This window comes from Bacillus sp. C-3-6 (assembly GCF_054509685.1).
In genome coordinates, this window is record NZ_CM137247.1 from 2,606,903 (window position 1) to 2,633,297 (window position 26,395).

At 33.4% G+C, this 26,395-nt stretch carries 27 protein-coding genes; 6 read left to right on the forward strand and 21 right to left on the reverse strand.

All coding sequences use genetic code 11. The features are described from left to right. Window positions 1-42: 42 nt before the first annotated feature. The 4 genes from ACW0JX_RS13365 to ACW0JX_RS13380 all read right to left on the reverse strand — a co-directional run bounded on the left by ACW0JX_RS13365 (window position 43) and on the right by ACW0JX_RS13380 (window position 5,685). On the reverse strand, window positions 43-1,746 hold the full coding sequence (locus ACW0JX_RS13365) for a M4 family metallopeptidase (RefSeq protein ID WP_069355711.1): 1,704 nt from the start codon (window positions 1,744-1,746) through the stop codon (window positions 43-45). 340 nt (window positions 1,747-2,086) lie between these two features. Next, window positions 2,087-4,039 carry a bifunctional metallophosphatase/5'-nucleotidase gene (locus ACW0JX_RS13370; protein WP_459245775.1) on the reverse strand — a complete coding sequence of 651 codons (1,953 nt, stop codon included), beginning with the start codon at window positions 4,037-4,039 and terminating at the stop codon, window positions 2,087-2,089. Between the two features lie 522 nt (window positions 4,040-4,561). Next, window positions 4,562-5,077: a DinB family protein gene (locus ACW0JX_RS13375; protein ID WP_023522123.1), complete on the reverse strand. Its 516-nt coding sequence runs from the start codon at window positions 5,075-5,077 to the stop codon at window positions 4,562-4,564. An 83-nt stretch (window positions 5,078-5,160) separates the two neighbouring features. Further along, window positions 5,161-5,685 (reverse strand): AraC family transcriptional regulator, encoded by a 525-nt coding sequence (locus ACW0JX_RS13380; protein WP_098976491.1) that lies wholly within the window; start codon window positions 5,683-5,685, stop codon window positions 5,161-5,163. A 254-nt stretch (window positions 5,686-5,939) separates the two neighbouring features. Here ACW0JX_RS13380 and ACW0JX_RS13385 point away from each other — a divergent pair, with 254 nt between their 5' ends. After that, the gene (locus tag ACW0JX_RS13385) at window positions 5,940-6,407 is read left to right on the forward strand and encodes a VOC family protein (protein WP_459244813.1); all 468 of its coding nucleotides are present in this window, start codon (window positions 5,940-5,942) and stop codon (window positions 6,405-6,407) included. A 353-nt stretch (window positions 6,408-6,760) separates the two neighbouring features. Continuing rightward, a complete protein-coding gene (gene secY, locus ACW0JX_RS13390) occupies window positions 6,761-8,065 on the forward strand; it encodes a preprotein translocase subunit SecY (protein ID WP_000490135.1) in 1,305 nt (434 codons plus the stop codon). Between the two features lie 88 nt (window positions 8,066-8,153). Here secY and ACW0JX_RS13395 read toward each other — a convergent pair whose 3' ends face one another. From ACW0JX_RS13395 to ACW0JX_RS13405, 3 genes are all read right to left on the reverse strand, one after another. Continuing rightward, window positions 8,154-8,819: a TetR/AcrR family transcriptional regulator gene (locus ACW0JX_RS13395; RefSeq protein WP_459244814.1), complete on the reverse strand. Its 666-nt coding sequence runs from the start codon at window positions 8,817-8,819 to the stop codon at window positions 8,154-8,156. Between the two features lie 24 nt (window positions 8,820-8,843). Next, on the reverse strand, window positions 8,844-10,007 hold the full coding sequence (locus tag ACW0JX_RS13400; RefSeq protein ID WP_459244815.1) for an FAD-dependent oxidoreductase: 1,164 nt from the start codon (window positions 10,005-10,007) through the stop codon (window positions 8,844-8,846). A gap of 199 nt (window positions 10,008-10,206) precedes the next feature. Next, entirely contained in the window at window positions 10,207-11,124 is a 918-nt protein-coding gene (locus ACW0JX_RS13405; protein WP_459244816.1) for a DMT family transporter, read from the reverse strand. A gap of 148 nt (window positions 11,125-11,272) precedes the next feature. Between ACW0JX_RS13405 and pdxR the strand changes: the two genes are divergently transcribed. After that, window positions 11,273-12,706: a MocR-like pyridoxine biosynthesis transcription factor PdxR gene (gene pdxR, locus ACW0JX_RS13410; RefSeq protein WP_459244817.1), complete on the forward strand. Its 1,434-nt coding sequence runs from the start codon at window positions 11,273-11,275 to the stop codon at window positions 12,704-12,706. Window positions 12,707-12,833: 127 nt separating this feature from the next. On the opposite strand, the gene ACW0JX_RS13415 is transcribed toward pdxR, so the two are convergent. Next, entirely contained in the window at window positions 12,834-13,760 is a 927-nt protein-coding gene (locus tag ACW0JX_RS13415) for an NADP-dependent oxidoreductase (protein WP_089171199.1), read from the reverse strand. Between the two features lie 256 nt (window positions 13,761-14,016). Between ACW0JX_RS13415 and mle the strand changes: the two genes are divergently transcribed. Then, complete coding sequence (mle, locus tag ACW0JX_RS13420; protein ID WP_089171200.1) at window positions 14,017-14,871, forward strand: alpha/beta fold macrolide esterase; 855 nt, start codon at window positions 14,017-14,019, stop codon at window positions 14,869-14,871. Window positions 14,872-14,989: 118 nt separating this feature from the next. On the opposite strand, the gene ACW0JX_RS13425 is transcribed toward mle, so the two are convergent. Both ACW0JX_RS13425 and ACW0JX_RS13430 read right to left on the reverse strand, forming a co-directional pair. Beyond that, the gene (locus tag ACW0JX_RS13425) at window positions 14,990-15,325 is read right to left on the reverse strand and encodes a hypothetical protein (protein WP_001257761.1); all 336 of its coding nucleotides are present in this window, start codon (window positions 15,323-15,325) and stop codon (window positions 14,990-14,992) included. A gap of 11 nt (window positions 15,326-15,336) precedes the next feature. After that, window positions 15,337-16,506 carry a ParM/StbA family protein gene (locus ACW0JX_RS13430; RefSeq protein WP_000025622.1) on the reverse strand — a complete coding sequence of 390 codons (1,170 nt, stop codon included), beginning with the start codon at window positions 16,504-16,506 and terminating at the stop codon, window positions 15,337-15,339. Between the two features lie 208 nt (window positions 16,507-16,714). On the opposite strand from ACW0JX_RS13430, the gene ACW0JX_RS13435 reads away from it, so the two are divergent. Next, entirely contained in the window at window positions 16,715-17,119 is a 405-nt protein-coding gene (locus ACW0JX_RS13435; RefSeq protein WP_001093141.1) for a hypothetical protein, read from the forward strand. 44 nt (window positions 17,120-17,163) lie between these two features. Here ACW0JX_RS13435 and ACW0JX_RS13440 read toward each other — a convergent pair whose 3' ends face one another. From ACW0JX_RS13440 to sleB, 7 genes are all read right to left on the reverse strand, one after another. Beyond that, on the reverse strand, window positions 17,164-17,700 hold the full coding sequence (locus tag ACW0JX_RS13440; RefSeq protein ID WP_089171201.1) for a DUF1697 domain-containing protein: 537 nt from the start codon (window positions 17,698-17,700) through the stop codon (window positions 17,164-17,166). Between the two features lie 29 nt (window positions 17,701-17,729). Then, complete coding sequence (locus ACW0JX_RS13445) at window positions 17,730-18,785, reverse strand: aromatic acid exporter family protein (RefSeq protein WP_459244818.1); 1,056 nt, start codon at window positions 18,783-18,785, stop codon at window positions 17,730-17,732. Between the two features lie 104 nt (window positions 18,786-18,889). Beyond that, the gene (locus ACW0JX_RS13450; protein WP_459244819.1) at window positions 18,890-19,402 is read right to left on the reverse strand and encodes a GNAT family N-acetyltransferase; all 513 of its coding nucleotides are present in this window, start codon (window positions 19,400-19,402) and stop codon (window positions 18,890-18,892) included. An 11-nt stretch (window positions 19,403-19,413) separates the two neighbouring features. Further along, a complete protein-coding gene (locus ACW0JX_RS13455; protein WP_459244820.1) occupies window positions 19,414-19,770 on the reverse strand; it encodes a hypothetical protein in 357 nt (118 codons plus the stop codon). A 106-nt stretch (window positions 19,771-19,876) separates the two neighbouring features. Beyond that, window positions 19,877-20,473 (reverse strand): YhcN/YlaJ family sporulation lipoprotein, encoded by a 597-nt coding sequence (locus tag ACW0JX_RS13460; protein WP_000854060.1) that lies wholly within the window; start codon window positions 20,471-20,473, stop codon window positions 19,877-19,879. Between the two features lie 26 nt (window positions 20,474-20,499). Continuing rightward, complete coding sequence (gene ypeB, locus ACW0JX_RS13465; RefSeq protein ID WP_459244821.1) at window positions 20,500-21,840, reverse strand: germination protein YpeB; 1,341 nt, start codon at window positions 21,838-21,840, stop codon at window positions 20,500-20,502. A 15-nt stretch (window positions 21,841-21,855) separates the two neighbouring features. Beyond that, complete coding sequence (gene sleB / locus ACW0JX_RS13470) at window positions 21,856-22,635, reverse strand: spore cortex-lytic enzyme (RefSeq protein ID WP_001249053.1); 780 nt, start codon at window positions 22,633-22,635, stop codon at window positions 21,856-21,858. A gap of 145 nt (window positions 22,636-22,780) precedes the next feature. Here sleB and ACW0JX_RS13475 point away from each other — a divergent pair, with 145 nt between their 5' ends. Further along, entirely contained in the window at window positions 22,781-23,113 is a 333-nt protein-coding gene (locus tag ACW0JX_RS13475; protein ID WP_000749154.1) for a DUF3889 domain-containing protein, read from the forward strand. 101 nt (window positions 23,114-23,214) lie between these two features. Here the strand turns inward: ACW0JX_RS13475 and ACW0JX_RS13480 are convergent, their stop codons facing one another. From ACW0JX_RS13480 to kynB, 4 genes are all read right to left on the reverse strand, one after another. Then, a complete protein-coding gene (locus ACW0JX_RS13480) occupies window positions 23,215-23,838 on the reverse strand; it encodes a Pr6Pr family membrane protein (protein WP_078187598.1) in 624 nt (207 codons plus the stop codon). Window positions 23,839-23,854: 16 nt separating this feature from the next. Continuing rightward, on the reverse strand, window positions 23,855-24,772 hold the full coding sequence (locus tag ACW0JX_RS13485; RefSeq protein ID WP_459244822.1) for a serine hydrolase domain-containing protein: 918 nt from the start codon (window positions 24,770-24,772) through the stop codon (window positions 23,855-23,857). Between the two features lie 119 nt (window positions 24,773-24,891). After that, the gene (gene kynA, locus ACW0JX_RS13490; protein WP_000661957.1) at window positions 24,892-25,731 is read right to left on the reverse strand and encodes a tryptophan 2,3-dioxygenase; all 840 of its coding nucleotides are present in this window, start codon (window positions 25,729-25,731) and stop codon (window positions 24,892-24,894) included. A gap of 32 nt (window positions 25,732-25,763) precedes the next feature. Next, window positions 25,764-26,393, reverse strand: a complete 630-nt coding sequence (gene kynB, locus ACW0JX_RS13495) for an arylformamidase (protein ID WP_016081330.1) — start codon at window positions 26,391-26,393, stop codon at window positions 25,764-25,766. Window positions 26,394-26,395: the final 2 nt, after the last annotated feature.

Below are 26,395 nucleotides of genomic sequence, written 5' to 3' on the forward strand. Positions count from 1 at the left end.
TTCATAATGTATTAATATATGAATGAAAACTATATTTCTAAATTACTTAATTTTTGCTGCATCAAATGCCTTTTGAACTGCTTGAACTTCAGCTGTATTTGCACCATATTTATTAGTTGCCACTCGAATACATGCTGATCTCAATTCTTTGAAATTAGAAGTCATGTTTAACTCATCAGTATTTGCATAATAGAAAATATCAAACATTTTATCTTCACCAATTCCTTTAACAGTCACTCCATTATGAGTTCCGCCTTTTGCAATGAGATACGCAACTTTATTAATAATACTTGAATTAAAATGAACACCGCCTTGATCCCATCCATTAAAATCGTTAAATTCACTGTAATCATCTGGATAAGGTACTCCAAGTGAAGATGGAACAGAAGCTGGGTTTTCCATATCACGGAAAACAGATCCCGTTTGTTCTCCCATTGTCCAGTTAAAGTTTCCATTATTTACGTATTTCTCAATAGATGTTCCCATTATATCAGATAGTGCCTCATTAATTGCACCGGATTCCCCGTAATATTCAAGATTAGATTCGCTAGAAGTAACAGCATGTGTAAATTCATGTCCAGCTACGTCATATGCTTTAACAATAGGATCACCATATACAAGCATACTTCCATTATTAGCACTTAATGCATTCTGCCAATTCTTCGGATCATTCGTCTCTTCAGAATCCCAAGCGTGTACAACTGAAACTACCTTTTGTCCCTTATTATCAAAGCTATTACGCTTGTATTTATCTTTATAAAAATCAAATACTTTTGTTGCTAAGTAATGAGCACTTACTGCTTTTGGATCGTTAAATGTTGCCGAAGTACTAGTCGCTAATGTACCAGGATAATAGCTTTCTTCTTTAGTAATATCTCTGTAATTCACATCATATGTTTCAATTCCTTGCCCTCTTGTATAATCAGCAAGAGCATATTTGCCATTACTTTGTTTAGAGATACCAAATGAACGATTAATACCTAAATCATCTTTTCCTGTTCCGGTTAATGATGTAAGACTACTTTGTTTACTTTTCTTTAAAGCGCCAACTAGTTTGTCACTGGCTTTTAAGTTAGATTCTTGTACCATATTTTTTAACATATCACCATTTTGTGCATTTACTAAATAAGTACCAGAAACATAGTTTGGTGTTGCAGCTTCAAATTTAACTTGGTATGCATTTTTAGCTTGTCCATTATTTTCATCAACAAAAATAACCTCTTTAACTTCTGGCTCAGTAATAAACTTGATATCGTTCCCGTACTTCGTATAAATAAATTGTTTTGCTTCATCTTTTGATAGATTAATAGTTTTTTTCAATTCTTCTTGTTTTAAATTTTGCGCGCTATCACCTGAAACACTTTTAATAACACCATTATTATCTACGTGTGCAGTTAATTGATGGCCATATACTTCTTTTCCTTCGTATGTTTGCTGCATACGTACAAGTGTAGTTCCATCATACGAACCACGTTTTTGAAGGACTTTATAATCTACTCCTGCTTCTCCATTGACTTGTTTTTGGGAGAGAGCTTGCTCTGTTTTCTCCTTAAGTGCATCCTTTACTACATTTTCTGGTGTCTTTTGTGACGGTTGTGTCAGTTCACCCGAACGGAACGATTCTTCCTGAATTTGAACTTGTAGTTGATCTGTTTCCTCTGCATGACCTACCCCATATGGTGCCACAGCTGTTAAAGCTAATCCTGTTGTTAATGCTACCTTAGTTAATGTCTTTTTGTTTTTCATTATTTCACCTCGTATAATTTTTGAAATAGAAAGCTTGTACAAAGTATACTGTCTATTTCTGTCGGAAAAAAGAGAAAATACACAATTTATGTAACATTATGCAAAATTACATAAATTGTGGTCAATATTATAAATAATGAACGGAACACATATGTACATTAATTTGAATAAAAGAGAGTCCTTATAGGCGCTCATCCAATTGGTTAGCTATTAATTATCTATATTCATTGTAATAAAAGTATACTTACCTCTAAATAACAACATAAAAACCCACTCTTTACTATTTTAAGAGTGGGTTTAATGTTATTAAAATAACAATTACTATAAGAAACCTTATAATTTATATTTTTTTAGTAATCCTACTAAGTTTTTTGTAAAATTCACCTTTCGTTTTTATATGCTTAAACTGATTTGGATTAATATTTGCTTTTTGTGAGAGTGCTACAATCTCTTCTTTTGAAATTGAGTCTTTCGTATTTATAGATGCTATATTTGTGTATTTTCCGTCTTCTGTTTTTGGAATTTCTAAAATCCCTTTATTCACAAGATCAACTACAGCCTTATGCTCTGAAGAATGTAAATCTACACCAGTAATTTTCCAATTACGCATAACTTTTGGTGTGTATACACCGTTCTTTACCTCTTTTAAATATGTAATAGCAAGGTTACGAATGGTTCCACCTGTTTCTCCAAATGCATTCTCTTGTTTAGATGACCAAATTTCTTCAAACTTACGCCCCTCTAAAGCTCCTCCTTTTGCCTGAAGAGCCTCCATTCTATATGCATTCATTCCCAGCGTCATAACATCGCTCATTTTGATTGGTTTGTTTGTACGAATAGAGCGTAAATTTGTAATTCTACTTCCGTATGGTTTTGTTAAGTCAATTTCGTATTTTACGCCTCCAAAGAAATCGTTCGTACTGTATTTAGATGCACGGCGGGTTTTATCAAAGCTAACGGTTACATCTCCGGCACGAGATGAGTTAAAATATCCAGCTGCCCATTCCATATAGTCTTTTAAATCTTTTCCAGAAATCTTATATACTGTAATTTCTCCCAAGGCATATTGGTAATTATACGCAATATCTTTTTTCTTAATAGGACCTGTATCCAAACGGGCATAATCATTATCAATTTGATGGGCTACTACATCTGCTTTACTGTAGTAGAGCATGACTTCATGAAAGAAATCTGATAAAGGTGTTTCTTGAATCTGAACACTTGGGATACCCTTTATTTCATTTTCAGGAACAAGATTTCTACCCATTAATTGAGCGACTACAACATTTGCATCTCCTCTCGCATATTCGTGAAAAGGTGTTAGTGTTTCTTCAAGTGTAGGATCAGATAATATTGTTGTTCCATCAGCATTTTTTACAGGTATAGCGGTAGCAGTTTTATCTTTTAAAACCAACTTCTCATCTTGCTTTGTAAAAGTAAGATCAATACGTGAAATATGTGTTCCATATTTATCTGGTTCTGTAATAATTACGCCATTTACAACTTCTTTTTTTACAAGTTTATGCATATGAGCCGCAAAAATAGCACTTAGTTCCGGACAAGCATTTGCAATATCTTGTACACCAGTACCAGGGATACCATTCTCATTTTCTAGTCCCATATGCATAACTCCTACCATTACATCTACTTTACCTTCTAATTCCTTAATTGCCTTTTTCGTCTCTTCTACCGGATTTTTCACCACTAAACCATTTAAGTGATCTGTCCCTTTTTCAAAATCACTAATCATTGGTGTATTCATACCAATAATCCCAACTTTAATTCCACCTTTCTCTACAATTGTATATGCAGGAAGAAAGCGCTCTCCATTTTCCTTGTAAATATTTCCTGCTAACGTTTTTCCCTTATATTGCTCACTAACTTTTTTCAATGTATCTAATCCAAAGTTGAATTCATGATTTCCAAATGCCCAGGCGTCATATCCCATTGTATTCATCGCTACCATCATTGGCGATTGTGGCTTATCGTTGAATAATTCTACTGAGTTTCCTTGAATTGTATCCCCGGCATCTACTAATATGGTATTTGGATTTTCTTGACGGACCTTCTTTATAACCGTATAAAGCTGCGTCAAACTTCCACTCATATTTGCTCCATCAAGCGCATAATCCCAAGGCATAAATCTACCATGAATATCTGCAGTACCTAACAATGTGATATTAACTTCAGATTCCTCAGCCTTAGAGATAGATGGTTTGACTATTACTGCCGTTCCAAGCAGTAATAGAATTACAAAGTAACATACATAGTTCTTCCATTTCATTTTTTGCATAATAATATTTCTCCCCTTTTTGTACTTTCATAAAGTTGCTTGAACTTTAAAAATGTAACTTATTATTCAGGAAACTTCAACTACAAAAGATAATTTTGAAGGTGGTTCTGTTGCAAAAATAAAGAGAATAAATTGCATACATCCCTAACAGAATTGTATTTTATCGTTTTCTGACAGAATCCCCCTTCCTTAAGGGTGTGAAGTGTACTTTCAAAATAAGGACATATCATTTATCATCATTTCAATTTATTAAAACGGGCATATACAATATGTTATGATGATTAATTTTTTGAGTTTCGTTGCTGATTTATCTCCTTCTAAATAAATACATTTTCAAAAAAATAACCCCGCTCTTCATTTAAGACGGGGTTACACTTATACAGAAAATCGGATAGTTTCATATTTTCTTAAGCTTATTGGTCACTTTCAACTAATTTCATTATATTTTTGTTTTCTTCTGAATCAATATGAATCAACCGTTTCCCCTGTTTATAATACGTATCAATAAATAGGGAATAATTTTTACTTTTCAATTTCACAAAGCAATTTTATTTCTTTAATTTGTGAAATATGACGCTGTTCATGCAAATAGATCAGTTCTATCCACTGATCAAGGGGCAATTCTCCAAGAGCTGGATGCATCACTGATTTTTTCGCTAATACAGACTCATCTTCTATTGTACTCAGGAAATGCATCAATTCTTTTCTTGATTTGCTTAGCATATTGAGCATTTGCTGCACTTCAAATGGTTCTATACTCGGTTCAATCATTTCTGGAGCTATAAACTTTTTCGTTCTATCTAATAATATAGTGTGAATTTCTTTACGCTCATTTTGGGCACTATCTAACTTTTTTAATCCTGACAAAATAACTGTTATCACTCTCTCATCTAATAAAACTAAATGATGACAAACTTGTGCAATACTCCATTTATCCTTTTCTGGTTTCCTATTAAATTGAGTATCACTCAACAAAGAAATTTCCTCAACTAATTGATTTCTCGTTTCATAAAACTTGTTATTTACAAATTTGTCCATGCGGATTCTCCTTTCATTGCAACCTACATACTTAAATTTCTACGCTAAAAATATTATTTTCGAAAAAAGATTTTCTTTCACTACTATTCCAATTTCATTTTAAAGCCACAAATGAAGTTATTTGTTTTTTTTGGTATGTTTTTAATTGGCACAAATAAATCAACCTTTAACTTTCCTTCTAGATCTTCAGCAACATTATTTAAGCAAAACTCTAAATTATCTCTATCATAATCTGCATCATACTCACTATTTGGTAGCCACTCCGCATACATGTATTGATACGCTTCACTTAATTTATAAGGTTCATCATAAAACTGGTATAGACCATATGTACCTCCATCTAATCTTTTAAATTGCACATCATGATACTTTGCTTTATCGAAGTTTTCAGGAATCGTAACACATGCATCATGCCGGCACTTATGACTTGCAACAAGTTCAGGATTATCTAATGATATTCCGATAAATGATTGCTCTGGTGGATACAGTTTATTTTCAATTGACCAGTTCAGTAACTTTCCCCAATGATCTTGCGGTTCAAAGTAGCTACCAGTTCGTCTTATATACGCTACTTCTAATGGTGGTAATTTTTTTATAACAACTTTCATTTACATCTTCTCCTCTATAAATATGTACACTGTTTATTTAGCTTTTTTTAACATTTATTCCTTCTTAAATTAAAAGAATTCTCTAATCATATAAAGTGAAACTTTAATCAGCGGGAGATGAATTTTAATTGAAATATAATTGATTACTATTACTACTACTAAAGTAGTATGTACTTTCATACTTTTATTTGATTTTACATTCTTTTTAAATCGATATATTAATTGTAAGAAAATAAAAAGGTGGAGGATTTTAATTGATTAAAGGAATATACGAAGCGCATTTACCAGTGAGTAATTTACAACAATCTATCGGATTTTATGAAAAACTAGGGTTGAAGTTAGCCTGGAGCGATGAATCAACAGCATTCTTTTGGATTGAGGATGGGAAAAGTTGGCTAGGATTATGGGCGGGCTCTGAATACGAAACAAAATATCATCCTTCTTTACGTCATATTGCATTTAGAGTTTCATATGAGGATTTAAAAGAATCATTACATTGGTTACACTCACTTCAAATTAAAGCTGTTCCGTTTGGGAGTAATGAATCTATTGAACCATTTGTCCGTCCACATCAAGGTAATGCATCTGTTTATTTTATTGATCCAGATGGTAATAGCTTAGAACTTATTTGTCATATTTTTGTACCTAACGCACTAAAACATATAAATGATAAATTATCCTTTAAAGATTGGGAGACACTATTAGCTGACACATTTGAATGAATATTAGTTATAAATCATAATGGCTCACCTTTATTTTTATAACATGTATAACAATCTTGAATAATAATCTCCTATCAATTTATCATTAAATAAATGTAAAAAATGGCCCTATTTATTCATTTTTAATGCGTATGTATGTACATTTGTTAATTTATTCGATATATTATGGGTATTGAATGATTACGTAAAGTGTAAAGGTCGCTTATATAACACCTTATATTTTTATATCCGTGAAAACTACAAAGTGTATGAAAATCCATTTGTCAAATGAATTTAGTGCGGAAGGAGGTTTGTGGTTACTTCATAGGGTATAATAATCAGTTTTTACTGATAAAAATATAGGAGGCGACATAATGTTTCGTACGATTTCAAATTTCATGAGAGTAGCTGAGATAAGAAGGAAAATCCTTTTTACACTAGCGATGTTAATCGTTTTTCGAATTGGCACGTTTATTCCAGTTCCTCATACTAACGCAGAGGTATTAAAAGTACAAGATCAAGCTAACGTTCTAGGTATGTTAAACGTATTTGGTGGAGGAGCATTGCAACATTTCTCAATCTTTGCTGTAGGTATTACACCATATATTACAGCTTCCATCATAGTACAATTACTACAAATGGATGTTATACCTAAGTTTTCGGAATGGGCAAAGCAAGGAGAAATGGGCCGTAAGAAATCAGCTCAATTCACTCGATACTTTACAATCATTCTCGCATTCATACAGGCCATCGGAATGTCTTATGGCTTTAATAATATAGCAGGTGGACAATTAATAACAGATCAAAGCTGGACTACATACTTATTTATTGCGACAGTTTTAACTGCAGGTACTGCATTTTTACTTTGGTTAGGCGAACAAATTACCGCTAACGGAGTTGGTAATGGTATTTCGATGATTATCTTCGCAGGTCTCGTTGCCGCGATTCCAAATGTTGCAAATCAAATTTATTTACAACAATTCCAAAATGCTGGCGATCAGCTATTTATGCACATAATAAAAATTGTTTTAATTGGACTCGTAATTTTAGCGATAGTTGTTGGTGTTATTTACATTCAACAAGCTGTACGTAAAATACCGATCCAATATGCAAAAGCTGTTTCAGGAAACAATCAATATCAAGGAGCAAAAAACACTCATTTACCGCTTAAAGTAAATAGTGCTGGTGTTATACCAGTTATCTTTGCTTCTGCATTTTTAATGACGCCGCGTACAATTGCGCAGCTCTTCCCTGATTCAAGCGTATCAAAATGGTTAGTTGCAAATCTTGATTTCGCACATCCAATTGGAATGACACTTTATGTCGGTCTTATCGTTGCTTTCACATACTTCTACGCATTTATTCAAGTAAATCCTGAACAAATGGCTGAGAATTTGAAAAAGCAAAATGGATATGTTCCTGGTATTCGTCCTGGTAAAGCAACTGAACAATATGTAACTAAAATTTTATACCGTTTAACATTTATTGGTGCAATTTTCTTAGGTGCAATTTCTATATTACCGCTCGTATTCACGAAAATTGCTACGTTACCACCTTCTGCTCAAATTGGTGGTACAAGCTTACTTATCATTGTCGGTGTAGCACTAGAAACTATGAAGACGTTAGAAAGCCAGCTTGTAAAACGTCATTATAAAGGCTTTATTAAAAAAGTGAATTAATTATAAAAAACACACTATGTCTTTAAAATATAGTGTGTTTTTTATTTTATATAAATATCGCCATTAATTCTCGATTTTAAAATCCTTATTATTGTGCATGTAAAATACCTTGAAGTACAACTTCTAATCCCCAGCGGAACCTTCCTTCTCCACCAGACAACATATCATCTTTTAAGCTTACAATCATCGGATACTTTACTACATCTAATGTTTCGTACGAAGCACGAATTGCGTCAAGTGTAGTTCCCTTTTCTTTACGTGCTGTTTGTTCAAAGGCGACTGAAGCAGCATATAACAGTAGAATATCTACTCCCCATGCTGATGATTTCGCATTTACTCCTCCTAGGTGTAATTGGTGCAAAATCTGTTCGGTAAGAGCTAACGAATTTGGTCCAATTGGAATTGTCATTAAAGCCAATTCTGCCATTCCAGGGGAATTGAACAAAATTCTGAAATATGAATATACAAGCTCAAATAATTCTTTTTTCCATGTTTCATTTTTGACATCTATTTCTTCAATCTTTCCTAGACCATAATCTAATACAAACGCTCTTAATTCATCAGCATTTTTAACATAAACATATAAAGAAGATGGTCCTGTATCTAGCACTTTTGCAATTTTTCTCATACTAAGACCTGATATTCCTTCAGACTCCAGGAGGTTATATGCGGTTTTCACAATGATTTCTTTACTCAATGGTTCTTTTGCTGGTCGCGAACGACGGCTATTCGTTGTATTTGTTTTCTCTTCCATAGTTCTCCTTAATTACATCCAGTTTTATTGTTGTCCATGAAGTTGATTCATAAGATTGTACATTTTAATAGCAGCATCTTCTGAAAAACAAATTTCAAGGTTATCATTTGAGATAGCAGCAGATTGTGAAGAATAATCGTACATTTTTCCTTCATAAGTTTTGATTGCTTCGTTCAAATCGTCATACTTTACAATAGCTAGTGCAAGTTCTGCTGCATCACGCATAGCTAGGTTCACACCTTCTCCAGCAAATGGAGACATTAAATGAGCAGCATCACCAATTAAAGTAACACCAGGTGTACTATTCCAAGTTAGCCCCACAGGTAACATATAAATTCGTCTAGGAAAAATTGCACCATCTGCACATCTAATATAATTTTTAAGAGTTTCATCCCAGTCCTCAAAATATTGTAGAAGTTGACTCTTTGCTTCTTCTACATTTTCAAATGGAATCCCACAATTATCAAGCCATTCTTTATTAGTTCTAAAACTTAAGTATACTCGAATACTGTCATCTCCATTTAACTGTGCCAAAATACCTTTTTGATCCGAAAGTGCAAAGACTTTACCACGTCGATTAAACTCCGCTATTCCCGGATGATTTTCCGTGACATTTTGCAAATTCAATTCAATCATACTAATTCCAGTATATTGCGGTGCCGAATCTGTGACAAGTGTGCGAATTTGTGAAAAAGCACCATCTGCCGCTACAACTAAATCCACAATATCTACATGTCCATTTTCAAAATGAAGTTTATGCATACCATTTTCTAGAGAAACGGCTTTTATTAAATTATATCCCCAATGTATACATTCTGAATCAACAGAGTTTAAAAGCAACTCACGCAAAGTACCACGATCAATTTCAGGACGATCTCCGCCAGCTGAATCTGCTTCTTCATCTAAATATATTTTTCCACTTTTATCAAATAAGCGAAAATCTTCTCCCTCATATCTAGCAAATTCATAAAATTTCTCTAACAATCCTGCTTCTTTTAGCGCTTCTTGACCAGAATCATGATGGATATCTAATGAACCTCCTTGTTGACGACTCATTGGGGATGTTTCTCTTTCATACACCACACTTTTTAAACCATGTTGTTGTAATATACGAGCTAATGTTAATCCTCCTGGTCCAGCGCCTATAATGGCAATTCTTTTTTTCGTATTTTTCGTTCTTTCCATCATTAATCACACCTTACATGTTTTTGAATTACTTGTTCTATTTATAACACAACGAACACTGTTCGTAAAGTACAGTGTTCGTTATTATCCAGGAAAATTACGGTAACGGCTCCAATAAGAAAAACATGCTACAAATTAGTAATAGCATGTTTTTTGTGTCATCTATTTATTTAAGTTCTCAAAACACTTTAGTCGTTTCTATTTAAAGCTCCTTCTTTAATAGATTCCCTTGCTTAAAATAAGCTCCAATTGTTGTACGGTTTGCTAAAAATACACCTATCAAAATGAAACAAGCCCCCATTCCCATTTTAGGATTTAAGGGTTCTCCTAATACGATATACCCTACGATAATTGCTATTAATGGTGATACATACAACCACGTCGATGGAAATACTGGGTTTGTTTTTGATAAGAGCCAGTAATATAATCCGTGTCCACCGATCGATCCGATAAATATGAGATATAAAATAGGCCATTGTACACTCCATGAAGTTAATACAGTTACATTTGGTTGTTCTACAATAATAGATGCGATTAGTAGTAAAATCCCTCCATAAAACATTTGAATTCCGTTAATAAGAAATGGTGATACATTTGATAAATCTGAAAGTATTTCTTTTGAACGAATAGAGCCTATTCCGTAAAATAACTCTCCTATAACTAAAACAATACAAGCAATACTCCATATGAAACTTACTTGTTGATGCATTCCTGGTAAAGAAACAAATATAACACCTATTAGTGCAATAACTAAAGCAACGAGTTGTTCCTTTTGTAATTTCTCCCTATTCCTCTTTGCTTGTATTAATAAAATCATCATTGGTCCCGTAGCAGAAAGAACAGCAGCTAATCCCGAAGAAATATATTGTTCTGACCAATATAAACTTGCGAATGTCATAAATGTTAAACAAAATCCAGCATACATAATGCGTTTTGAAAATATATGTGGCATAATTTCTTTTCGCTTGAATTTAAAAAGAATCATAAGGATTATGCCCGCTAAAAAGAAACGAATTCCTGCTGAAAACAACGGTGGCGCCCCTGCTTCAATTCCAATTTTTATCGTTAAAAATGTTGTCCCGAAAATAATACATACTAAAATGTAATTAAAAATGACCATTTTGCTTCCTCCTTTTTACTCTTAAAATGAGTATAGAGGCTATGGTGTATAACAGTGTATCGGTACATATAACAGTTACTTCAAGTTGTAGTTGATTCCCTATATATTTTTCGCTTTAATTAAGTTAAAAAGAAAAATAGGTGAACCTATGAAAATTGTATTGCGTAAAGAAACAAACATACCGTATTACAAGCAAATATATATGCAAATTGTTGACAGAATACAAAGTGGTATGCTTTCACATGGTGAATCTCTTCCTTCTTTACGTTGTATGGCCACAGATTTACAAATCAATGTATTAACAGTTCGTAAAGCGTATAAACAATTAGAAACGAAAGGGTATATACGCATCGAACAAGGAAAAGGTGCTTACATATATAAACGGGTAAAGAAAGATTTCAAACCAATTCCGTATAAATGGCAACAAATGAAAACGATTAATGTTATGCGTTCTCAATATGCAATGAATAAGCACCGTAAATATTATAATTTTTCACAAGCAATTCTGTATCCTCGTCTGTTACCAAATCCATTTTTGGCAGATGAAATGCATAAATTGCTGGATAAAAATCCGATGTTGTTAGCAACTTATGGGCCAGTTCAAGGCGATTATGAATTGCGAGTTGAAATAGCAAATTACTTAAATGAACACCAGAAATTAGTGACGGACCCATCTCAATTATTAATTACAAGCGGAGCACAACAAGGAATTGATTTAATTGCTCAAACATTATTAAAACCTGGAGATACTGTATTAGTAGAAAGTCCATGTTACAGTGCCGCGCTTGATGTTTTCATCAATAAAGGTGTTCAAATCATTCCCGTTTCTCTTGATAATCATGGAGTTCGCTCCGACTTAATTGATGATATTTGTCAAAGTAAAAATCCCGTTTTATTGTATACGAATCCGACCTTCCAAAACCCGACAGGTACAGTAATGAGTAAAGAACGAAGAATGGAACTTATAGAACTAGCGGAGCTATATCAATTTTTTATCATTGAAGATGATTCTTTCGGAGAAATATATTTTGAGGATGCTATAATCCCGCCCCCAATCAAAAGTTTTGATAAGGATGGCCACGTAATATATATAAAAGGATTTAGTAAAACGTTAGCACCAGGACTGCGTATCGCGGCACTTATTGCCGATGGTCCTATTTTTGAATGGCTATATGCAGTAAAAGGTTCAATGGATATCGGTAGTCCTTTATTAACACAAAAGGCACTTCTACCGTTTTTACGTGCAGAGCGTATGAAAAACCATTTAGAAAAATTACGTACAGCTTTACAAATGAGACGTGATTTAACAATTGATATATTATCGCCATTAAAAGAACTACACTTTGAAATACCAAATGGAGGTTTTAATTTATGGGTGACACTACCTGATTCGATAGATCCCTTTACCTTATTACAAAAAGCAAATGAAGTAGATGTCTCTTTTTTACCAGGAACAGCTTGTCTATTAAACTACGAAACAAATGATAACCAATTAAGAATTAGCTATTCAATGTTAAACGAGAAAGATATGGAAATTGGATTAGAGAAATTACATGATACAATACGAAAAAGTATTTGTTAGAAGCAATATCACATTAGCCAACAATAAATAATACCTGCAAATGAAAATGTATAGTATGGGATATTATTTATTGTTGAGCTTTTTCGTTATTCAAATCTAGTTACTCTATAAGCTGTAATCTTCATTATCATTCCACTTTAATTACAATCTTTCCTCTAACATGTTGTCCTTCACTCAAAATATGAGCTTCTCGAACTCCTGCTTCATTAAATGGCACAACTTTACTTATGATTGGTTTGATTTTTCCGTGTACAATTAAAGCTGATAATTCTTCTAATTGTTTTCCATTTGGTTTTAGCCATAAAAATCCTGATTTTATTCCTTCTACTTTTTGTAGTGGTTCATGGACAATGGAAACTAGAACACCATCAGGTTTAATAATTCGAAAACTTTTTTCTTGCACTTCGCCACCTATTGTATCTAACACAATATCAAAATCTGATACTAGTTCTTCAAATTTATCTTTTTTATAATCAATAACGAGATCCGCTCCTAAAGACTGTAAAAATTCTTTATTTTTACTACTAGCAGTCGTTGCAACAAAAGCTCCAAATGATTTTGCGATTTGGATTGCCAAACTTCCAACGCCACCAGCTCCAGCATGAATGAATACACGGTCATTTTCTTTTATTTTTGCGTAATCTACAAGACTTTGCCACGCTGTAAGTCCTGCAAGAGGAATAGAAGCTGCTTCTTCGTAACTAATATTATTAGGCATATGTGATACTAAATCTAATTGTACTGCAATGAATTCAGCATAAGAGCCGCTTCCTATATTTTCAGGTTTCGTAAACACTTTATCTCCTATATTGAAACACTCTACATCTTCTCCAACTTCTTCAATAACTCCAGCTACATCTAATCCTAAAGTGATTGGAAATGAAAAGCGTAACTGTTCTTGTAAGTCACCTTTTCTTATTTTCCAATCAACTGGATTAACAGATGTTGCATGAATACGTATTAATACCTCATTATTCTTAACAACCGGTTTTAAAACTTGTCTTTCTTTTAATTCTTCAACACTGCCATATCGATCAATAACAATTGCTTTCATTTCCTCTCCTCCTTACTGTTTATTTTAATAACATACAATTATTTCTCAAAATTTTTTGCCTTGAATTACCATATACTTATTTTTGGGGGTAATTATGAAAAAAGCATTATAAAGTAAAACTTTAATCATTCCTCACCAATCGGGCTCTTACTGCCCGGCAAATAGCGGGATGAATTTCAAAAAGAATCTTACACACATCTTAGAATTATTCAAAACTGTATTATTAATTAAATTCAAAAGAAATGGGGCTAACTTTATGAGTGAAAAGATATTTAAAATAAACGGTATTGATATATGTACAGAAAGCTTCGGTAACTCTAATGATCCCGCTATTTTATTAATTATGGGAGCTACTTGTTCAATGATATATTGGGATGAAGAATTTTGTGAACAGTTGGCGAACACAGGAAAATTTGTTATTCGCTTTGATAATCGCGATGTTGGACGCTCTGTTACATATGAACCTGGCACTTCAAATTATTCAGTAACAGATATGGCTGAAGATGTAATCGGGGTATTAGACGCTTATCATATTGATAAAGCCCATCTTTTTGGTATGTCATTAGGTGGTATGATTGCTCAAATTGCCGCTGTAAAACATCCCGAAAGAATTTTGACGCTAACTTTACTAGCGACTAGTGTAATAGGATCTGATAATAATACTCGCGATTTACCCCCAATGGATGAAAGGATTTTAACACATCATGTAAAGAGCGCAAGTATTGATTGGACAAATAAAAATGATGTGGCAGAGTATTTAGTTTCAGGATCTCGTCTATTATGTGGATCAGAACGAATATTTGATGAAAATAGAGTTTATACACAAGTAAAACAAGAAATAGAACGCGCAAACAATTTATTAAGTATGTTTAATCACGCTTTACTTCAAGGTGATGATGCATATGAAGGTGTACTTCACTCCATACAAGCACCAACATTGGTTATTCATGGAACAGACGATACAGCACTCCCATTTGAACATGGCCTCGCACTAATTGATGAAATTCCAAGCTCAGTACTATTAACTCTTAAAGGGGCAGGTCATGAAAATCATCCAAATGATTGGGAAAGCATAATTACTGCGGTTTCTAAACATACATCTGAAATTTAGACAAACAAATAATTAACAGAAGGGGCACAAATTGTATTGTGCCCCCTTCCATTTACAAACAAAAACCCATCACTGTATTCGTATGTATAGTGATGGGACTTCTTATATTTTTCTATGTTTAAAAAAATGGACAATCTAATTGATCAACAGATTCCCATAATTTTTTTTTTGCATTTTCGGTGGATGTATTTGCTTCTAGTGTCATGTTTTTAAAAGGGTTTACTTCGACTTTTAATAAGGATGAAGGCTCCACATATAATGAGAAAACATGGCTGCTTGGTAAAGCTTTTGAAACGTCAATATCTCCTACTTGTTTAAATAATTGCTGCGCAGCAAAAAAGAAGAAATTAGTTGGATTTGATTGTTTATTCAGCCACGCAAGCATTTCAGGTGATACCGATTTATGAATATTGATTTTTACTCGATCACCACGTTTATATCGCCTAGATCGCATACTTCCACCAACTAACTTATCGTTAAGTTTGTAAATCCTAACTCTTTTTGCTTATGCTCTCTATATTTTGGCGAACAAGTATATACTAATAATCCTCGTGCATTTGTAAATAACGGATTATCTACAAAGATTACATTTTTGAGTCGTCCTTTTTGCTTTAAAATCATTTTTAAACTGTTTTTAATAATTACTGCACCCCCGCCATAAATAAACACGTATGGATCGTCTTTCATATCATCAATTTTATTTATAATATCTGTTGCAACACGCGCTGCTAAACCTAATAGTGCCGGCTGTGATTCCTCAACTAATAAGGTATTTCTCGGATGCTTATCATTTAAATAAATTTGATTGAATTCTGTAATACTATCAATCGTCTTAGTTGGATACTTCCGGTTCCATCTCGTAATGATTTGTAGTAACGTCTCTTTTACACCATAAGATAAACCTTTACTTAGTTGCGGACGGAAATTTACCCCTAATGAAACAACTTCTTCTGTCGTCCCTGCACCAATATCAAAAGAGAGTAGAGTTTTATCTACAAAATCAATTTCAGAAACTTGATTTTGCTCACATTCTATTTTATGTTTCACAACATTTCCTTCTTCATCGTATACAATGCCCCACGTCCCTGAAGCACCCTCAGGCAGGCATTTACAATACTCAATTGAAACATTAATTGTCACATCGCGTCCGTTCGGATAATGGAAAATAACCTTATGATTTCCCATATAACGTTTTGCATTTTCAGCAGCTATTTCTTGTGTAATAAGCTGCATAGGAAGAGCGACAGATAAATCATAACGAATATTAATATGGCTAGAAGTTGGACTTTGACGCATAGCGCTTACCGCCAAACCTGATAGTATTGTAATAACCATTAACTCATCCGTTGACTTATTCGATTTCTTCTCTACCTCAGTACCTTTTAATTGATCTTGAATAACTTTTTCTCCAACGATGTATCGTACATTATTTAGCATTAACGATGGCGAACTTATAGTCACATCAATGTGGTTTTCTAATTCAGATAATGAAACATCTACCTCATCTAAGAGTCCTGTAGGCTCACCTATATATAAAGAATAAATACTCGGAATAAAAATAGGGTCTTGCCCTTTCACCATTAACTTCAAACCGTTGTTTCCTGCATCTGCACCAGCTTTTAAAAGTATAGACATAACTACCCCCTAAATTAATCTGACATCCCTTCCAAATATATGCGAGCCCATTCTTTTACATTCAAATGTATTGTAATTTTTTATTTTTCATAAAAACAAAATATTGCATACTTACATATTATGTGTAAAAAGTATTTGACATGACACTTTTCCAATTTTATACTTATATTTGTAAAGAGTTTTTTACAATCGAGGGGGCAATTATTTATTGAATACTAAAAAAACTATTTTTATAATCATTGTCTTAGCATTAATTGCAATACTAGTACATGGTACATATAAATACATAACTGAAGGTTCTATTTTAGGTGGTACGATTTTTGCTATTTCGTTAATACTTAGTAATTTAATTAATCACATTACTTGGGGAGATCCCCACGGTGTGTCAGAAGAAAGTCAAGATGAGATGGGACAACAAATTACATATAAAAGCTTTAAAATTGCGTATTTTGTGCTTGTAGTTGTAATGTTCCTTTTATTAATCTTCTCCGAAGGATTTTCTATGGGGGCTAATTTAGATGGAGTAAAAAACCTCCCCCTGTTCATCGCAATTTGCTCTTCATTCTTTATTTATCCTATTGTCGAACTCATAGTTGCAAAACAATATAAGTAAAAAGATGAGGTTTTCTACATGTAGAAAACCTCATCTTTTTATATTTACATACTCTCTACAATTGCTTTTAATTTATTCACAGTCCGCCAATTCCTAACTGTAGCTGGTGTATGTAACTTCTGAAACTGGTTCATTAATTTAGAATTTCGAATGCTATTTTTGAAAAATAAATAAACGACCTTCTCATCTATATAGCAATCGTCAAGTTCACTTTTAAATGTAAGCAATTGACTACTCTCTTCTTCAGAAAGTTCATTAGCTAAAAAAGCAATATGAACACTTTCTCCTTCTAACAATGAATGAACTTCATACGGGCATTGTTTAATAATATTTATAAATTCATCATGTGTTCTTAGCATGACTGGAACATCGAAATCAAATTCTTTTTTTAGTTCAGATTGTATTCGGTCCTTTAGAAAGTTTATACCTTCCTCAGATTCGAACACGATATTACCACTTTGTATATATGTTTTCACTTGTTTTAACCCTATTGATTCAAACACTCGTTTTAAATCAGCCATTTTGATTACTTTATGGCCACCGACATTGATTCCTCTTAGTAATGCAATATAAAGTGTCATATTATCCCCCCCACAGTAAAATGAACTTATCAATTGAATCGATTTTCCAACTCATATTTCTCGGATATTTGTTTTAATTCTTCTAACATATCATGAATAGATAATACCTCAAATAAAATAATAGATTCACTTAAAAAATGGTGATGATAATGATTTGGTTTATAATCTTTTAAATCATTTTTATAACTCCAAAATTGCTTATCTAATTCAGCAATAAATTTGAAATGTTCCTCATCAATTTCATTACAATGGTTTCTCAATATAGCAATTATAGAATGAATTGCTCGTTGTAATATTTCTCTTTCACTTTGTGACCAGTCACAAGTCTCAATTGATACCCGAGCTAAATTATCTATATGGTAAATGATTTGCTGTAATATATGAAGTTGCTTCTGCATCATTAAAAAGCTTCTCATTTCCTTCTTTGTATGTTGATGATATTTCCAATCTTTCTGCTCATATTGAACAAATTGTATCGCCTTATGCAATAATACAGTCAATTTAGATAAATCCTGAGCAGTCTCCTTTTTCATACCTTTTCCTGCAACTAATGCAGTAATCCATTCTTCCATAATATTTGCTGTTTTAGCGAATAGATCCTCTGTACATCCAAAAATCATTTTCGTGTAGTGGGGTGGGAAAATGAAAAAATTCACTAAAGTAGATACTATAATACCAGTAGATGTAGTAGCTAAACGAATTAAAAATGCAGTAAAATAATGATCTGCCGTAATTGGAATCATAGCTACAGCAGTTAAAGTTGCGACTAAAGTTCCCGCGTGTAACCTTAGTTTTTGACATGTTACGATCGTAAACATTGCAGCTAATGCATAAGAAATTGCTTGGTGACCTAGGAAAAATGTGAAAGTCATAGCATATGCCGATCCAATTGTTGAGGCCGGAAAGCGAATAAGTCCTTTTTTTATTGAGTCTGTTGCAGTTGGTTCAATTGTAACAATTGCTGTTATTACAGCAAAAATAGTTGGAATGTTAAAAAATTCACAAACTAACACTGTAAGAAAAACTGCAATCCCAGTTTTAATCACTCTTCCCCCAACGATATTCCATTTTCTATCTTGATTCATTTTTTATATCCTTCATTTCTGTTTCATTTTATATACATATATTATATATTACTAAAATAAAAAAACCTACTACGTGAATATTCAAGAGTAAGTTTTCTATCTCATTATTTCATTATAGGTAAATGCATTATTATTTGTTGGCCAATTGGTCCCATTCTTCTAAAACCTTTATCCTCGAAGCCCACTTTTGCATATAAATTTTGTGCAGGAATATTTCTTTCATTCACAGCAAGTACAACTTCATTTTTTATTGGAAAATAGCGTTTTACAAATTTTTCTAATAATAACAATGACTTTTTAGCGAATCCTTTTCTTTGTCTATCGTGATTAATAGAAAATGACGTTAAAAGTAAAGCATCCTCATTATCTGTGAACTCCTTTACTCTATCTCCCGTTTCCAATGCGAAAAGACCCACCGGTACCCTATTGTAATCTAAAATAACAATCACATTTTTTGTACGATCACTTTTTGCTTTTTCCAGTAATGCGCTTGGATCTGCTGTAAACTGAACTTGTTCACTTGGTAAAGTAAATGTTTGTATAACTTCTTTATATTTCTCCTTATACGGAACTAATTGAATTTCCCCTGTGTGTATGTTCATGCTAAACTCTCCCATTTTTTAGCTTATTAACTTATACCTTGCTCTGCTTTTGAATGCACTCTTCCATCTAAAAAGGTAATTTCAACAAATGAATTTGGATCGTTCCCTTTCCAAGCAAAAATTTGTTTAATTTGTGTAGAATGTTCTACCCCTTCTTCTATAAGTAAATCCCCTTCAAAACCAATTAAATCTTTCACTTCTGTATAAGTCATTCCTTCATTTATGTTCGAGAAATGATTTATATTGATAGATTCTTTCTGTTGCCTTTCCATCACAGTAGAAGAAGTTGCTGTTTGATTTTTCACTTCTTTTCTCTTTTCACACGCTGTCATACTGAACCCTAAACATAAACTAAACAATATACATGCGCTTTTTTTCATCATAACAGTTGTCCCTCCCATCATAATTAAACCATATATTCCCTTAAAAATAAACTGAATATTTAATATTATACTTAAAAACCTCGCACAATTAAGTACGAGGCTAATTTCATTTATTCAAATGATTATTTGATTGATCATCCTGTTCTTTTCTTAACTCTTGTTCTTCATCTTTTGGTAATTGTTTATCATTATCTTTAATTGGATTCGTTTCTCGATTTTCAATCATATCATTTGGAACTTGTGGCATTACTCGTCCCACAATAGCCGCTAATTCATCTAGTATACCTTCACCTGTTTTTCCTTTTTTAATTTGCTTTCCGATTTGTTTGAGGCGTTCATACGTATCAACATCTGCTACAACGACTGCATTAGCACCGTCAGGGTCATTTTTTAAACTTTCTGCAACAGAATATTTAATTGATTCAACACGAGTTCGATCAAGTTTTGCTTTTACGTCTATACCTACAATAGCATATTTTCCAACAACGACCGCTGTCGCATCATTCACACCTGGCACACTTGCTGCTAAAGATGCTAAATGATCTGCCGCTTTTTCATTTGGCTTATTGGATTTATTCGTATAATTAACATTTTTCATTGAAACATTTTTTTGTTCCGGCTTTTCGTTTGGGTTTTCTTTTGTTCCAATACTGCATCCAGTTATAACGAAGCAAAGCATTAATATATATATTAGAGTTTTCATTATTTTCACCACTTCACTTTTAAGGTTTAATCATAAATTTTTTCAACAGCTTGCATTTTCTTTACCTTTTCCTCGGCCCCGCTATTAGCATTAATGAATATTTGGTACGTATCTTTTCCTAAAGTACCTACAAATTCATAGCAAAGTACTTCATTATGCAAATCATTAACTACTACAGCTTTACGTTCTTCCATTACTTTTACATCCGGATTGATTTTCTTTCTTGCTTCTGCTGCAGTTAGCTTTGCCGATGGAACTGTTCGTTTTTGATGTGACGCTAAATATTCTTTTGCGGAGAACCCTACGATAGAACCGTCATCTAAAGCAATTTTCATTTGGATTGCTTCTGGATAAATTCGTACTCCATTTTCATTTACTACATACGTAAATACACCAACATTATCATATTGTGAGCTATCATAAAGCTCCATATTATTAAACTTATGGCCCTTTAAAAATTTTAAACCTTTACTACCTGCATCGTTTAAACTAACTTTCTGTTCTTTAATTTCGCGGTTATTCATAACCCAAATTGGATATCCGCCTTTTCCGGTAATATCCATATAGAACTCATTGTTCGTTGCTTCATCTTTAATTTTCACACTATAGAAGGATTCTTTCGCACCTTTTCCACTTTTCTCTACATCTACTTTTTCATTTCCTTTTAAATTCAAAAACGATTTGGCAATTTTCGCCGCTTCATCTTTAGAAATTGCCTTTCCTTCCGCTTCAAATCCGCCTTTTTTATTTTTTTGCGCACTTGTAAAGGTCGGTCCGAAGTTTGTAGAAGAATATGATGTTACGTTTTTCTCTACAGTTTTCAATCCATCAATAATTGTGTTATCTGCTGGATCACGATTTGATGCAAGTGCCATTTCTACATCCATCCAGCGTAAATTATTTTTCAAAACAAGATGTTGTACTTTTCTTAGTTCATCTTGTATATTTCCTGCATTTGAATATAAAGTTTGTAGCGTTTTATATTCTTGCTCATTTAACGGCTCTTTTTCTAAATCACGAATGGCTGCACGGTAACTGAAATCACCGATATTCGCTAAAAATTCTTCCGTTTTATTAAATGGCATTAATGTTAAAGGAAGTTGTCCTACATCTGAGCGAGCTTCAGATGTTAAACGCCATACATCCGCTAATGCAGGTGATAAAGATGATCGTGAATTCATCGCAAGTGTTGTGCCAATTTTATCGTGTAATAAATCGACTTCGTATGCTAAATCATGGAATGCACGTTGATAGCTATTTTCCGCTCGAATTAAAACCGCATTTTTCTCTTGGTGCTCTTTATAGCCCCAATAGCCTGTTCCTACTACACCGACTGTTAATAATACAATGATAATACCTCGTAACATTGTCCCACCTCCGCTCTATTTACAGAAAATATGTTTACCGATTTTTTTAATTTGTGGACGAGTCCAAATCCATTTACTAGTCGCAGTATCTGGATTGAAATAATATAAAGCATTTCCTGTTGGATCCCATCCGTTAATCGCATCTAAAACTGCTTTTTTTGCTGTTTCATTTGGCGTTAAATATATTTGTCCATCGGCTACCGCTGTAAATGCTCTAGGCTCAAAGATTACACCTGAAACAGTATTTGGGAATGACGCACTTGTAACACGATTCAAAATAACGGCAGCTACTGCAACTTGTCCTAAATACGGTTCACCACGTGATTCTCCGTATACTGCGTTTGCCATAAGCTGAATATCATTTTGAGAATAACCGTTCGGAACATTTGTCCCTTTATTTTGAGGTGGTTTATTCTCTTGTGCAGTTCCGCCGCTATTTCCTTTATTCGTTGTCGTCCCTTTATTAGCAGTTGACTTGTCATACTTCGTTGCCTTCACGAGCATTTGCTTCGTTTTAGCTCCAGCTAAACCATCAACGGGTAATCCGAATTTCTCTTGAAAATTCCGAAGTGCCCAGTATGTACCCCATCCGAAAACACCATCCACTTTTCCCGTATAAAATCCGTTATATTTCAAACGAGATTGCAGTTCAATGACATCTTCGCCAGATGCTCCTCTTTGAATAACTTGATTAGAAAAAGCTTCTACATTCTTTAGTTGTATACTACTGACCATTAAAGACAGTCCTATGAACGCAAGTAAAACCGCTATTTTAAAAATAGCTTTTTGGCGCATAATTTTCCCTCCTTAATTACGGAAATGATTTCTTGGTTATGTTTTGTAAAAGCCTCGCTTTTATGTAAAGAAGACAAAAAAATCCAAACTAATATCGCTGAAAAAATATGTAAACAATATAAAAAAAGGATAAAAGGAGTTCATCATGAAGAAATCGTTAAAACGCGTCGCACTCGTCATTCTGTTCCTAACAACATGTTCAAATATATATACAGGCTCATCAATTGTTCATGCGCAGCCGCCGTATGCCAAATGGGGTAAACTTGCCGTAGAAAAGACGAAAGAACAATACCCAAAAGCAGAAATTATTGACTATCTTCATATAGGTAGAAAACCAAAAACAGTTCAAATAACTGTTGAAAAATTTAAATTGTGGTTACGTGAAGATGGAAAAGAATATGGTGTTTTTGTTGATGTAGAATTTGAAACGAAGACGGAGAAATTTATAAAGTTGTCGTTTCAGAAGACGAGTAGATAAAGTGAAACTTTAATCATTCCTCACCAATCGGGCTGCCCGTTAATGCGGGATAAAATGGAACCCCACTGTTAAAAATGGAAACAGTGGGGTTCCTTGCATTTCTAAAATTCTTTCCTAAAGTTTCGATTCCCTAAAAATCTTACCAATATACAAATAGCGCCAATTACTACAGCTATCCCTATACTATATAAAAGTACTTTACCATATCCACTTATTCTCGGATCTAAAAACGGATATGGATACCAATTCACGATTGGACCACGTATTAAGCTATATACAACGTAAAAACACGGAAATAAGAGCCAACTTGCAGCTTGTTTCCAAGTGATTTTCTTAATAGGTGGATTTAAAATCCAATCTAAAAGCATTGCAATCGGCATGATATAATGTAGCACAGTATTTACCCATGGTATTGCCGTTTGAAGTGACTCTTCTAACCCTCTTAGTAACAAAAAATAAACGAGTCCTGTCGTAAGTATGTATACCGTTGCCGCACCACGAAGTATACTAAACTGTTCTGAGCGACCAAATGTAGCTGTTCCGATACTGCTTAAAAGGAGAATACATGCAACTAAAATGTTACTTTCAATGGTGAAGAAACTAAAAAAGTTAACTGGATTAAACGGCTTCACTTGTGCCCTAATTATGAATTGCGTAATAATGGCGCTACACACTAGAAGACTTAAACATAATCTAAATAAAGATAAAATTTTTTCATCCTTCATACATTCCCTCCTTTTCTTATATATAATTAGAATTTACCTGTACATGCTCAATAAATAGTTTTAATGGAACGAGCCCACGTTTTGGCATATGACTACTTATAATAGCTACTATTTCTAACTGAGGAATGATAACGATGTATTGTCCGCCGTATCCCATAGCAAAATATATACAATACGGTATGTGAAATCTTCCGTTATGTAATACCCACCAGTGATATCCATATGCACCGACATGTTCATAGGTTTCAAATAGAGCCCTACTTGACTCTTCTAACCATTTCGCTGATACAATTTCTTTTTCATTCCAATATCCATTTTGCAAACATAATTTTCCTAATTTTAATAAATCGGTAGATTTCATTTTCATACCGAAGCCGCCGACATATATACCTTGCGAATCTTGTTGCCACTCATATTCGGTAATTTCTAATGGATCAAATAAATATTTCTTTGCAAACCGCTCTGTCGACATTCCAGTAGCTTCTTGAATAATATAGCTCAGTAAATGAGAAGAACCTGAATTATAATTCATTTTTGTAGCAGGTTTTTCAATTATTGGCTTTTCTAATATGTACTGTACCCAGTTCTCTGATTCTACAAAGTCATTTGGGAATACTACTCCATTTCCAAACTCTTTCCAATCCTCACCAGTAGTCATTGTTAATAAGTGATAAAGCGTCAAATCATGTTTTTCCCCAGGTACATTTTCAATCCACTCTGTAATCGGTGTATGTATATCATTTATATAGCCCTTATCAATTGCAATACCAATTAATAAAGATACGATACTTTTTGTAATCGAATTTATTTTATATAAGTTATTTGCACATTCGGGTGTTTTATAATACTCAGTTGTTAATTCCCCTTTTTGATAAACAAGAAATGTATTCACTTTTTTCTTTTCGAATTTATTTTCTAGTTGCTTGAAATCCAAAAACTTTACCTCCATTTAAATAATTACTCCATTTATTATATCTTGTTCCTTCATTTTAAACATAATTGTGCTCAAATAAAAATAAACCTGTCAGTCATAATGAACTGACAGGTTTATTTTTATAATTTCGTACGAACATTCCAAAGCTCTGGGAAGAATTGTTGATCAAGTACTCGTTTTAAATAAGAAACACCGGAGGATCCACCCGTTCCCATTTTATGTCCAATAATTCGTTCTACTGTTTTCATATGACGGAAACGCCATTGTTGTAGCCAGTCTTCAATATCAATCAATTTTTCAGCAAGCTGATATAAATTCCAATATTTTTTCACATCCGCATACACTTCCAACCATGCTGCTTCTACTGTTGCATCTTCTTCATAAGGCTGCGTAATATCACGGTTTAACACATCTTTATGAATAGGGAATCCTTCTTTTACTAATGCTTGAATTGCGACATCATATAGACTTGGTGCATGTAGCGCTTTATGAAGTCGTGCATGTAATTCTGGATCCTTTTCATAAATTTTTAATGCGTGTGGCGTTTTATAGCCAAGTGCATACTCAATCATACGGTATTGATACGATTGAAAACCTGAAGCTTGACCGAGTGAATCACGAAACTCAATATATTCTGATGGTGTTAATGTCGCTAGAATATCCCAAGATTGAATAATTTGAGACTGAATTTTTGATACACGTGCTAACATTTTAAAAGCTGGTTGTAATTTATCTTGTTTAATAGATTCAATCGCCGCATTTAGCTCATGTAAAATGAGCTTCATCCAAAGCTCACTCGCTTGGTGAATAACGATAAATAACATTTCATCATGATGGTCCGATAATCTTTTTTGAGAAGATAGTAAACTATCTAATTGTAAATACTCTCCATACGTCATATTCTCTTTAAAATCCGTATGAATCCCTTTTTCCATAATTACTTTTTCATTTTCTTTCATATTAGCCAAACGCCCCTTTTATATAATTCTACTTATATTGGTCTAATAACGGCTCGAACTGGACTTCCATCTGCATCAGTTAATGCAAGTGGTAATGCAATAAGTTCATAATCACCGTCTGCTACATGATCTAGTACGACATTTTCTAAAATATGAATTCCATGTTTAAATAATTGATGATGCGCTGCTAATTCTTTATCATCTAGCGGATCAACTGATGGTACATCTACTCCGATTAAACGAATACCTTTCTCTGAAAGAAACGACGCTATGTCTGCACGTAAATGAGGGATCACATTTGGAAATTCTTCAGCTTTTCCATGTGAAGATGTACGTAATAATAATCGTTCTACACCTTCTAAATGAAAGCTTTCTAATTCCTTTTTCCCGATGCTTTCAAGATTAGAAACGTCAATAATCCGTGCTGGGCCAACATAAACTTGAACATCTAAATCCAATACTTTCTTTCCATCATTATCAAAATGAAATGGTGCATCAATATGAGTGCCTGTATGAATACTCATCGTTAACTTTCCGACATTTACCGAGCCACTTTCTTCTTTTGACCATGAAACTTCATACGAGAACGGTGTGTCTCCTGGCCACGTTGCAATATTATTATTTAGCGGTTGTGAAATATCAATCCACTCTGATGTTTTCATAT

What these genes read in the sequence shown, in the direction of transcription:
- ACW0JX_RS13365 (WP_069355711.1), bottom strand. Translation starts at nt 1,746, where the DNA reads ATGAAAAACAAAAAGACATTAACTAAGGTAGCATTAACAACAGGATTA.
- ACW0JX_RS13370 (WP_459245775.1), bottom strand. Translation starts at nt 4,039, where the DNA reads ATGCAAAAAATGAAATGGAAGAACTATGTATGTTACTTTGTAATTCTA.
- ACW0JX_RS13375 (WP_023522123.1), bottom strand. Translation starts at nt 5,077, where the DNA reads ATGGACAAATTTGTAAATAACAAGTTTTATGAAACGAGAAATCAATTA.
- ACW0JX_RS13380 (WP_098976491.1), bottom strand. Translation starts at nt 5,685, where the DNA reads ATGAAAGTTGTTATAAAAAAATTACCACCATTAGAAGTAGCGTATATA.
- secY (WP_000490135.1), top strand. Translation starts at nt 6,761, where the DNA reads ATGTTTCGTACGATTTCAAATTTCATGAGAGTAGCTGAGATAAGAAGG.
- ACW0JX_RS13395 (WP_459244814.1), bottom strand. Translation starts at nt 8,819, where the DNA reads ATGGAAGAGAAAACAAATACAACGAATAGCCGTCGTTCGCGACCAGCA.
- ACW0JX_RS13400 (WP_459244815.1), bottom strand. Translation starts at nt 10,007, where the DNA reads ATGATGGAAAGAACGAAAAATACGAAAAAAAGAATTGCCATTATAGGC.
- ACW0JX_RS13405 (WP_459244816.1), bottom strand. Translation starts at nt 11,124, where the DNA reads ATGGTCATTTTTAATTACATTTTAGTATGTATTATTTTCGGGACAACA.
- pdxR (WP_459244817.1), top strand. Translation starts at nt 11,273, where the DNA reads ATGAAAATTGTATTGCGTAAAGAAACAAACATACCGTATTACAAGCAA.
- ACW0JX_RS13415 (WP_089171199.1), bottom strand. Translation starts at nt 13,760, where the DNA reads ATGAAAGCAATTGTTATTGATCGATATGGCAGTGTTGAAGAATTAAAA.
- mle (WP_089171200.1), top strand. Translation starts at nt 14,017, where the DNA reads ATGAGTGAAAAGATATTTAAAATAAACGGTATTGATATATGTACAGAA.
- ACW0JX_RS13425 (WP_001257761.1), bottom strand. Translation starts at nt 15,325, where the DNA reads ATGCGATCTAGGCGATATAAACGTGGTGATCGAGTAAAAATCAATATT.
- ACW0JX_RS13430 (WP_000025622.1), bottom strand. Translation starts at nt 16,506, where the DNA reads ATGTCTATACTTTTAAAAGCTGGTGCAGATGCAGGAAACAACGGTTTG.
- ACW0JX_RS13440 (WP_089171201.1), bottom strand. Translation starts at nt 17,700, where the DNA reads ATGACACTTTATATTGCATTACTAAGAGGAATCAATGTCGGTGGCCAT.
- ACW0JX_RS13445 (WP_459244818.1), bottom strand. Translation starts at nt 18,785, where the DNA reads ATGAATCAAGATAGAAAATGGAATATCGTTGGGGGAAGAGTGATTAAA.
- ACW0JX_RS13450 (WP_459244819.1), bottom strand. Translation starts at nt 19,402, where the DNA reads ATGGGAGAGTTTAGCATGAACATACACACAGGGGAAATTCAATTAGTT.
- ACW0JX_RS13455 (WP_459244820.1), bottom strand. Translation starts at nt 19,770, where the DNA reads ATGATGAAAAAAAGCGCATGTATATTGTTTAGTTTATGTTTAGGGTTC.
- ACW0JX_RS13460 (WP_000854060.1), bottom strand. Translation starts at nt 20,473, where the DNA reads ATGAAAACTCTAATATATATATTAATGCTTTGCTTCGTTATAACTGGA.
- ypeB (WP_459244821.1), bottom strand. Translation starts at nt 21,840, where the DNA reads ATGTTACGAGGTATTATCATTGTATTATTAACAGTCGGTGTAGTAGGA.
- sleB (WP_001249053.1), bottom strand. Translation starts at nt 22,635, where the DNA reads ATGCGCCAAAAAGCTATTTTTAAAATAGCGGTTTTACTTGCGTTCATA.
- ACW0JX_RS13475 (WP_000749154.1), top strand. Translation starts at nt 22,781, where the DNA reads ATGAAGAAATCGTTAAAACGCGTCGCACTCGTCATTCTGTTCCTAACA.
- ACW0JX_RS13480 (WP_078187598.1), bottom strand. Translation starts at nt 23,838, where the DNA reads ATGAAGGATGAAAAAATTTTATCTTTATTTAGATTATGTTTAAGTCTT.
- kynA (WP_000661957.1), bottom strand. Translation starts at nt 25,731, where the DNA reads ATGAAAGAAAATGAAAAAGTAATTATGGAAAAAGGGATTCATACGGAT.
- kynB (WP_016081330.1), bottom strand. Translation starts at nt 26,393, where the DNA reads ATGAAAACATCAGAGTGGATTGATATTTCACAACCGCTAAATAATAAT.